Annotated in this window: 9 protein-coding genes and 1 pseudogene; 3 read left to right on the forward strand and 7 right to left on the reverse strand. The window is 40.6% G+C overall.

Features of this window, described 5'->3' with window-relative positions:
• Window positions 1-24 precede the first annotated feature (24 nt).
• A complete protein-coding gene (locus T541_RS0110790) occupies window positions 25-501 on the reverse strand; it encodes a GNAT family N-acetyltransferase (protein ID WP_026652750.1) in 477 nt (158 codons plus the stop codon).
• 16 nt (window positions 502-517) lie between these two features.
• Window positions 518-2,251, reverse strand: a complete 1,734-nt coding sequence (locus tag T541_RS0110795) for a MutS-related protein (protein WP_026652751.1) — start codon at window positions 2,249-2,251, stop codon at window positions 518-520.
• A gap of 142 nt (window positions 2,252-2,393) precedes the next feature.
• On the opposite strand from T541_RS0110795, the gene T541_RS19395 reads away from it, so the two are divergent.
• Window positions 2,394-3,227 (forward strand): YihY/virulence factor BrkB family protein, encoded by an 834-nt coding sequence (locus T541_RS19395; protein WP_051538204.1) that lies wholly within the window; start codon window positions 2,394-2,396, stop codon window positions 3,225-3,227.
• 97 nt (window positions 3,228-3,324) lie between these two features.
• On the forward strand, window positions 3,325-5,391 hold the full coding sequence (locus T541_RS21130; protein ID WP_081779938.1) for an endo-1,4-beta-xylanase: 2,067 nt from the start codon (window positions 3,325-3,327) through the stop codon (window positions 5,389-5,391).
• Window positions 5,392-5,714: 323 nt separating this feature from the next.
• Here the strand turns inward: T541_RS21130 and T541_RS0110810 are convergent, their stop codons facing one another.
• The 5 genes from T541_RS0110810 to T541_RS0110835 form a co-directional block, all read right to left on the reverse strand.
• Entirely contained in the window at window positions 5,715-6,512 is a 798-nt protein-coding gene (locus tag T541_RS0110810; RefSeq protein ID WP_026652753.1) for a hypothetical protein, read from the reverse strand.
• A 163-nt stretch (window positions 6,513-6,675) separates the two neighbouring features.
• Window positions 6,676-7,170: a hypothetical protein gene (locus T541_RS0110820; protein ID WP_026652754.1), complete on the reverse strand. Its 495-nt coding sequence runs from the start codon at window positions 7,168-7,170 to the stop codon at window positions 6,676-6,678.
• Between the two features lie 93 nt (window positions 7,171-7,263).
• A complete protein-coding gene (locus T541_RS0110825) occupies window positions 7,264-7,905 on the reverse strand; it encodes a hypothetical protein (RefSeq protein WP_026652755.1) in 642 nt (213 codons plus the stop codon).
• A gap of 8 nt (window positions 7,906-7,913) precedes the next feature.
• Complete coding sequence (locus tag T541_RS0110830) at window positions 7,914-8,420, reverse strand: hypothetical protein (RefSeq protein ID WP_026652756.1); 507 nt, start codon at window positions 8,418-8,420, stop codon at window positions 7,914-7,916.
• A 253-nt stretch (window positions 8,421-8,673) separates the two neighbouring features.
• Window positions 8,674-8,985, reverse strand: a complete 312-nt coding sequence (locus tag T541_RS0110835) for a hypothetical protein (protein ID WP_026652757.1) — start codon at window positions 8,983-8,985, stop codon at window positions 8,674-8,676.
• Between the two features lie 157 nt (window positions 8,986-9,142).
• On the opposite strand from T541_RS0110835, the pseudogene T541_RS0110840 reads away from it, so the two are divergent.
• Window positions 9,143-9,472 (forward strand): annotated as a pseudogene (locus T541_RS0110840) (transposase); the annotation flags it as partial.

Here is a 9,472-nt window from a genome sequence, read left to right on the forward strand (position 1 = left end):
AGTTTCCTTTCCCTAAAGAAATAGTTACGAAATTACCTTCTCCATGCAAACCTTCATTGGCGCCAGCCCCATGGTCTCATAGAACTTCATGGCGCCTGGGTTACAGTTCCAGACATTAAGTGTGATGTTGTAGTACTTCTCATTCTTGGCAAAATCAAGGATGTGCTCATAGAGAGCTTTGCCAACGCCCTTTCCTCTTGCATTCTCATCAACGCAGATGTCGTCGATGTAGAGAGTCTTTATGTCTGTAAGGACATTGTCTCCCACCTTCTGCTGATGAATGCAAAAGCCGTGGCCAAGAACCTTGCCATCTTCGTCCTCATACACAAAGACAGGGGTCTTGTCATCCTGAAGTATTGTCTCAAGCTCCTTGGCATTGTACTTGGTGGCTGGGCCCTTGAAAATATCAGGGCGACCGTTGTGGTGCACCATGTCCACCTGTACAAGAAGCTGTAAAATCTCTGGTATATCCTTAAGTTCTGCTCTTCTAACCTGTTTCATACCTGTATTCTCCCGATTAGTGTTTTGTTGTCAGCATATCGTAGGTAACCCCGTACTTCTCCGCGATATCGCTGGCATAGGACTTGCCCTGTGGTGGAGCAACTCTTACTTCGTAGGACCTTTCACTTCCCTTGTTGACCACAATAAGGGATGATGCCCTATACTGTCCGGCATCTTCGTTGATCTCCGGCACATCCACTGCAAGTTTGTGCATATGAGTATTATATATCGTTCTAACGCCCTTACTCAAAATAGCCTTGATACAGTCCTTAGCTATGTAGTAGCCCTCCTCAAAGGATGTGGTTGAAAAGGTCTCATTTAAAAGCAATAGGCTGTCACTGGTGGCGCTTTCAAACAGCTCTTTAAACCTCTTACACTCTTCTCCCAGTCTTCCAAGGTCCAAAGTCTTGTCCTCATCCGCAGGGAAATGCGTATAAATGCCATCCACAGGCTTATACAAAAAAGCTGTTCCCGGAGCATAGATTCCTCCCTGAGAAAGGAAGTACATCTGTCCTATGGCCTGGGTGATCATGGTCTTACCGCCTCTGTTGGCACCTGTAAGGATATAGAGCCAGTTCTTTTTGTCAAAAGAAAGATTGTTGGGCACGATGGATGAAGGATTTGTATTGTCATCCTCGATAAGTCTGATGTTATAAACACCCCTTGCATCCATAACCTGGCCAACGCTTGCATCGCCATACTCTTCAGGCTCGTTATTATCATTAAGGCCTATAACTTTAGGCTTACAGAACTTAAAGCCTCTGGCCCTTAATTTCTCTATATATTCAGCCCATCTTACATAGTAGATGAATTCCGGCATGATGTCTGTAATGTCAGTTATGGTGAGCATTACGTATCTTCCAAGAATCTCCCTTAGGTGCCTTGCAGTCTTACTTAGCATCCTGCTGGCGATCTCATCCATGTAATTGGTTATGTTCTTTTCATCCTTCTCAGAATCCGCTATGGCCTTGAGGCTCATAAGGGCCATAGGGCTAAGGGCCGGTACCACAAAAGGTGTATCGTCGGAGATAGCTCTTTTTACATTGATCTCATCGTACTTGTAGTCGCCATTCCACTCAGTTCCTTCATGGATGGAGTCTGCGCCTGTGACCTTGTCCACGAAGTGGCTGACTATGCCTGACTTGGTGAAGGGCTTACTGTTAACTGAGATAAGGCCTACGCCGGAGGCTTCGAAGCGCTCGTTTAAGTTAATACCTACGGTCACACTCTTAAGGCTTCTGGTATCTGCCTTCAGAGCCTTGATATCTTTTTTGAGAGCATCAAAAGAATTATCGGTGTACAGGGCCTTAACGTGGTCCCGAAGCCTTATAAGTCCCTCTGACTTAAGTTCTGTATCCGAAAGGCATTTGTGAATAGCCTCAATGCACTCAATATAGCTGTTAAGCTCATCCAATCTGTGGAGAAGGTCCCAAACGCCCTGCTGAGCGTCGTGATCTCTTTTAAAAGATCCAAATTCTCTGAGGAAATTGATGCGATCCATGAGCTTCATCAGATCCTCACGCATGCTCTTATTGTTGTATATATCGTCAAAGACCTCCGCTCTATACCTGGCGGTATAAAGGTCACTTGTCATCATCCTCATGACATTTGTAATATAGGTCTGCTCGTTCTCATAGACAGAGAGCTTCTTGACCACGCCGTCCATGCCTATATCGTGAAAAGCCACATCGCTTAATGTATTAAAATGGAGATCTGGGTTTGGAAAAAGGAGACTAAGTTTTTGACTCATAAGTAAGTACCCCGCTAGTAAGAATAAAAATGTTAGTCTTTAGTTATTATAAATCCTTAGGAGCTTACGAACCATCTATTTTTTTGTAAAAACCTCCCATTCCACGAAGCTAAAGATTTGATATATAATTAGAGACATGGAAATGGTTAAAAGAATTTGCTCAATAGCTAAAGATTTTGCACTTAAGATGCAAAAAAAGAATATCGATACCTGCGCTGGTAGCACCAGCTTCTTTATCATGCTCTCAATTATTCCGCTGCTGATCCTGCTTACCAGCTGTCTGCCCTACACCGCAGCCACTGAGGGGGATCTGGTGCACGCCATTAACGATATCACTCCGCCCTTTGCCCAGGGAATCATGGTGCGCCTTGTGACTGAGGCCTATTCCAAGTCTGGATCCATCATGCCTATAACCATTTTGTTTTCCCTGTGGTCAGGAGCTGTGGGCATGCTGTCCATTATTCGCGGTCTTAACAGTATTTACGAGGTGGATGAGAAAAGACCTGTCATGTTCCTTAGGGTTATCGCAGTTCTCTACACACTGGCTATGATTGCCATAGTTCTTTTGATGCTGCTGATGATGGTATTCGGAAATGTCATTAACAGCTTCCTTTCAAGAACCTGGCCTTCCCTTTCCCAGGGCCTTGAGCACATGGCGGACTTTAAGTTCATAATCATCATTGGCGGTGCCACCATATTGTTCGCGGTGATCTACACCTACATTCCAAGTATTAAGCTCTCTTACTTTAAGCAGCTTCCGGGAGCCCTGTTCTCTGCGGTTGTGTGGTATATCTTTTCCATGATCTTCGCTATTCACGTTAACCGCACCACCAGATACAGCTCTTTATACGGAAATCTTGCCACACCTATCGTCATGATGCTGTGGGTGTATTTCTGTATCTACATATTCTTTATCGGGGCACATATTAACCATTATCTGCTGCTGAAAAGCGAGGATGAGGAAGAAAGCCAATAATCGATAGAAATTCAGCAAGTTTTAGGTATTTTATTTCAAGTCGTTTTTAGTAAGATTAATTCTATAAAAATGACTTGAATTTTTTTATGGAGGAGCCATGAACCTTAAACTTGCATTTGAACCCTACTTTAAAATTGGCGCTGCGATTTCACGAGTAAATCTGCACACACCTGCCCACACCAAGCTCTTGACGGAGCAGTTCAACAGCTTTACCTGCGAGAATGACATGAAGCCCATGTACTATCTGGACAAAGCTGCTAACAAGGCGGATCCTGAGAAATATAATCTCTGTCCTGCCCTTACCTTTGAAAACGCGATTCCCTACCTTGAATTTGCCAAGGAAAACGGCATCGCCATGAGAGGACACACCCTTGTTTGGCACAACCAGACCCCAAAGTGGTTCTTCTGTGAGCGCTACAATGAGAACTTCCCTCTTGCAGACAGAGAGACTCTCCTTGCCCGCCTTGAAAGCTATATTCACGGCGTTCTTGATTTTGTACAGACTAACTACCCAGGAATAATCTACGCTTGGGACGTTGTAAATGAAATCGTGGATGAGGGCAACTTTAGAAAGTCCATCTGGTACAAGACTGTTGGTGAGGATTTCTTTATTAAGGCCTTTGAGTTTGCCAGAAAATATGCGGCTCCGGGAGTAGATCTTTTTTACAACGACTATGAATCTGCTGAGCCATGGAAAAGAGATTTCATTATCGAGAAGGTCCTTAAACCTCTCATGGATAAAGGAATCGTAGATGGAATGGGCATGCAGTCCCACCTTCTTATGGATCATCCTGACTTTGGAGACCTTAAAACCGCCGTTTATAAGTACGGCGAGCTTGGGCTTAAGATACATGTAACTGAGCTTGATATGCACAACGCTGATCCTTCAGAAAGCTCAATGGATGCCCTTGCAGCCAGGTACAAAGAACTATTCGAGATTTATATCGAGGCAAAGAAGAGCGGAAAGGCCAACATTACCAGCGTTACCTTCTGGAACCTCAGAGATGAAGATAGCTGGCTTACAGGCTTTAGAAGAGAGACCAGTTATCCACTGCTGTTTAGTGGCAAGTGTGAAGCTAAGAAGGCTTACTACGAGGTGCTTAAGACTGTTGTAAGCAAGGACCAAATTGATAAGTGGGCGCCAACATATTCAGACGAGGATTTCAAGTTAACAGGTCTTGAGCTTCCTTCAATTAGACGCTTTAGAGAAAATATCTGGGAAGAGGGCGAGTACAACTACGCTGCTGCCTATGGTTTTACCCCAAATATCTTTGCTTACCTTCACGAAGGCGACGAGAAGCGTGACTGCATGCTGGTTGCACCAGGCGGTGGCTATTGCATGTGCGTTCCTCACGAGGGCGAGATGGTTGCTGATGAATTCTATAACCGCGGCATGAACGTGTTCGTACTTAGCTATACAACAGATATCACCATGTCTGTACCGCTTAAAAGACAGCCTCTTGAGGATATTTCAAGAGCAGTCAGATACATCAGAAAGAACGCTGACAGATTTGGCATCAGCTTTGATAAGCTCATCATTACCGGTTTCTCAGCTGGAGCCCACCTTTGCGGAAGTCTTGCTGTGCACTTTGATGATGTTGAGGATTCAAACCCAGAATACAACAGCGTTTCCAACAGACCAGATGGCGTAATCCTCTCTTATCCTGTTATAACTTCCGGTGAGTCAGCCCATGGTGGCTCCTTTGAGACTCTTCTGGGAAAAGAGCCTACAGCTGAAGAACTTGATTACTTCTCACTGGAAAAGCACGTTAAGGACAACACTCCACCATGCTTTATCTGGCAGACAGAGGAGGATGACCTGGTTCCTGTAGAGAACAGCTACCTTTTCGCCACTGCTCTTAGAAAAAAGAAAATACCATTTGCCCACTACGTATTCCCTCGTGGATTCCACGGTTTATCTGTAGCCAATGAAGCCTACTTCCAGGGCTGGTCTGGCGGCGATTATACCATGGAACAGACCATGCGCGCAGCCTTTGCAGTTAAGGAAGGAAAGGGCGTAAACGTCTCTGAGCAGAGAAGGCAAGAGCTTATAGAACAGTTCTTTGGCGGCAATGAGCAGCAGGGAAATGGCATTGATCTGACACTTAAAGAAGATGTGGGACTTTGGCCAGAACTGGCAACAGCCTGGATGAAGAATATGTGATAAGAATAAACTCCTGATATTAGGTGGCTTCACCCGATATCAGGAGGTTTGATTTTAATTGATATATACGCTTAAGTTTCTACTAGCTTTTTACTGTTTGAATATTCATCATATATTTTTTCAGCATCATAAACAGGAGCATACTTACCCAAATTCAAATTTTACAATTCACTAATAGTTCTATAAACAGCTTTCCCATTTTCATCAAGTTCAACTTCTTCAACACTTCCAGCTTCAGAACGTTTCACATTTTCTCCATCCTTTAGATATCTACGAATCAGCCTAACTCCGCCATGTTCAAAATTGCCTTGAATAATATCTAATTAAGGATCTAATAATCGATTTCGTTCATCTTCTTCGTCTTTCTTTATTTGCGCAGCAATTTTATCAAGATGTGTTTTTTCACGAAATTCCCATTGCTTATCTCGATTTTCTTTTTTCTTATATTCTAGAATATTTTGGTAAAGAGTTATCCTCGTAACATCATTATCTAAAATAACATTCTCATAACAAGGAAATTCCCTAAGCACATCTTTATCAAATAATTTATAAGCATCTTTGCCAAACCACATCCGATAAAAAGCAGCAAAATCCATGCCTCTAGCCACCACCCAATAGCCAGGATTTTTTGATATATCTATTTCATATTCCTCAGTATTCCCCTTACATTTAGGATAATCATCAGGTTTTTCTCCCAACCATTCCAGCATATGAATATATCTTTGATTCTGAATTGCCATATCATGCACATCTGCTTCGCCAGCCATTATTGCATTTTTGATAATAAAATTCTCTAGTTCTTGTTGTATCCTTACATCTGCACTTTCATCAATGGAAACTCGGATTCTATAAGCCACATCGACTTTATAGCAAATAATAGATGCTTTTCCATTAGGCCATTCCAAAGTAAATCTAATATCATCATCTGTTACACTCATCTCTTCATAAAAAGCTTTAGAAAATTTGTTTTCATTGTATTTGTGGCACCTACCATTTGCAAAATGTTTAGCTTTAAATTTGGGTGAATCAACAAATGAAAGAATCTTCTTAAAAAGATGGTATATCTCTTGCTTATCAATATGTTTACTGCATGATATATTTATTGTTTTTTCAGTTTGCATCAAAACATGTTTCCTCTAGTCAAAAAACTATCGTTTATCTTTGATTTGTCTTCTGTCACCAAAGCATTGGTCTTTGAATTATGAATAAAATAGTATTCATTATCAGAATAACTGGCAATCAACATAATTAGGTCTCATAGTCCTTATAAAACAATGTAATAATTTAAATAATATTATTTACATCCTGTCTTTTATTAGCTGCTTTATGAAAAGAAAAACCATTCCCTTCTTTTTTCACTTCATACCAGCCTGCTTCAAGATTCATCTCTCCACTCTTCTCCATCTTCAACTCTGGATAAAGCACTACTTGAATCAGTTCACTGGCACTAACTATGATTACTTCTCCACTTTTAACTTCCAGGCAACTACAAGCATCAATCTCTTCTTCAACCACATTAAAAGAATAAAGCCCATCTGTCTCATCCAGACAATTGACAATCATAGCTCCAGAATTAATGAAGTTTCTTAAATCACGAGTTTCTCTTTCCCATACGATATTCCAATCTTCTCCAGGAAAATCAAACACAAGCTCAGATTCGCCTTTTTTGTCTAAAAGAATATCTAACGAATATGCCTGCTCGTCTGTAAGGTTCTCGACAATGCTCTTATCGACTATTACCATGGCATCACGTTTATCGCAATTAAATACAATGTTCATAATACATTTCACCAGTGTATTGCTTAGTTAGCGTAAATCCCACTTCATTCTCCAATAGACTATTTTTCATTCTTTAAGCGTTTTTTTCATTTATTAGATGATTCCCAACTCTTTAAAAGCTTTTAAACAAAGTACATGCTTTTCTCCAAACCAATTTGAAAGTTTTTCTTTTACGTCCATATCCAGACTAAATGATTCGTTTTCTAACCTTCTTTCAAAAAGTTTGTCAATTAACTCACGCTGATCTCCGTTTAATTCATAATAGTCACTCCAGTATCTTTTCAAATCATCAAATTCATAAAGATATGGAAGTAAGACATTGTCACTTTTTTCCATAAACTCCGCTTCTTCACAGCATGAGTATATTCTATTTTCGTCTCCCCAAAAAAGAGCTGATATAGCAGCCTGTTTTTTATTACCTTCCTCCAACAAAAGATACGGATTAATCTCATTCTCAAATAATAGTTTTATACTATCATCACACTCATCGACACTTTTCTCTAATGTCAAATAATTCGAATGAAGATTCTGTATCCCACAAGCAAAAATGCCATCATTAAATGAAATAACACCTCTGACGCCGGACATATTTTGGAAAAGATAATTCTCACCATCCCATGATATTTCTTCGGAAAGCAAGTCATATTTGCCAACCATAACCGCATGTGCTATCGCAGCATAAATACATTTCTTATAAATTTCATTTTTATTGGTAAACGAAAAAATCTGCTTCATACGTTAAATCAAAAAAGATATGGCACCCCTGTCCACTTCAATTCAGGCATTTCATCTATAGAGTTAAAAAACATATATATTTCCTGATTATCTCCCCATATCCCTGAATCTGGTTTCCTTGTCATCACAGTTACATGATATATTCCATCAGCAATATCTATTAATTGCTCTTCTGGAACTTCATCACTCCATTCCGTTAGCCAAAGGAGATCTATAATTGCAACTTTCCCACCTTTGACAACCAAAGCAAGTCTTATAGCCACCGGATACTGTTCCAGTATTTCTGCCGAAGGGTAACCAGATTTCACGGCAATATTGTACTCCCCCGCGCTTCCAGTATTAATCCCGACAATATCGCCCTTTCTGATATGTTCCGCTACCTTCTGTGGAGTATCAAATTCTTGAGAAAAGAAATCTGCCCCTTCAGGAAACACTATGGACTCAGGCGAATAAATAACGAATCCGGCTCCATCAGTAGATAATGAAATTTGCTTTAAATAATCATGTTCCATCATAGGTTTTCTTTACTATATTTGTCCCTAAGCTTAAGCATTTCATCAACTGTCATTACGGTAGAAATAATCTTCGGCGTATCGAACAACAACACCGTTTTCTTTGTATACTATTTTTTCCACCCTAGCTGATGTAACATCCTTAATGTCCACATATTTTTGCATGTGCTCTTGTCAATCGCTGACCATCCCGAAAGAATTCCGTTAGGGAAACAGATTCTGACTCTATCTTCTACAACTCCATTTTTATCATCAGTTAGTCCCCATTTCCTGGCATATACTTTGCGAGTACACCAAGCATATCATCCACAGATATTACATCACTTTCTTCCACAACATCTACAACTTTGCCATCTTTTTTCTTATAAACATAAGAGACTTTGCAATGTTCAATATCTGTTAACTTTACATGTTTTCGGCATACACCTTTATCATACGCCTCCCAGTCAGGAAGACATCCCTCTGCAAATACTAGATAAATGCCATCATCTACATAATCTGCAGGGAAAATTTCCCACCACAATGGTGTATGATCCAACTTAGCATCATATTCAACATAATAGTGCACATCAAATATATCGCTTAACTCTTCTTTAGTAACATTTTTATAGAAAAGACCATCCTCTTCACTAAACTTGGAGTCAGTTTGGATCTATATTAAAAAAGTGGACACGATAAGTAACTCATTATTACAATTAATTAGACACAAAAGGAGGTATCTAATTATGTCCACAGGCAACCGTTCCGTGAGGTATGACGAAGAGTTCAAACGTACTCTTGTTAACCTCTATCAAAATGGTGGAAAGACTCAAGCTGCTCTCTGTAAGGAATACGGAGTCTCTCCTACCAGCCTTACCCGCTGGATTAAGCAATACTCTACCGTTGAAACTGACGATGGCGAAATTCTTACTGCCAAGCAGGTCAAAGACCTGCAAAAACGCAATGCTCAGCTTGAGGAGGAACTCCTCATACTAAAAAAAGCGATTGCCATATTCACGCCACACTCAAACAACGACTAGAGGTAGTTCATAAACTAAGATTTCAGCATGACATCA

The organism is Butyrivibrio proteoclasticus P6B7 (genome assembly GCF_000622085.1).
Lineage (GTDB): Bacteria > Bacillota > Clostridia > Lachnospirales > Lachnospiraceae > Butyrivibrio > Butyrivibrio proteoclasticus_A.

Bases quoted from the DNA above. Each gene is read 5' to 3' on its own strand.
- T541_RS0110820 (WP_026652754.1), bottom strand. From the start codon at position 7,170: ATGAACATTGTATTTAATTGCGATAAACGTGATGCCATGGTAATAGTC.
- T541_RS0110795 (WP_026652751.1), bottom strand. From the start codon at position 2,251: ATGAGTCAAAAACTTAGTCTCCTTTTTCCAAACCCAGATCTCCATTTT.
- T541_RS0110825 (WP_026652755.1), bottom strand. From the start codon at position 7,905: ATGAAGCAGATTTTTTCGTTTACCAATAAAAATGAAATTTATAAGAAA.
- T541_RS0110830 (WP_026652756.1), bottom strand. From the start codon at position 8,420: ATGATGGAACATGATTATTTAAAGCAAATTTCATTATCTACTGATGGA.
- T541_RS0110790 (WP_026652750.1), bottom strand. From the start codon at position 501: ATGAAACAGGTTAGAAGAGCAGAACTTAAGGATATACCAGAGATTTTA.
- T541_RS21130 (WP_081779938.1), top strand. From the start codon at position 3,325: ATGAACCTTAAACTTGCATTTGAACCCTACTTTAAAATTGGCGCTGCG.
- T541_RS19395 (WP_051538204.1), top strand. From the start codon at position 2,394: ATGGTTAAAAGAATTTGCTCAATAGCTAAAGATTTTGCACTTAAGATG.
- T541_RS0110810 (WP_026652753.1), bottom strand. From the start codon at position 6,512: ATGCAAACTGAAAAAACAATAAATATATCATGCAGTAAACATATTGAT.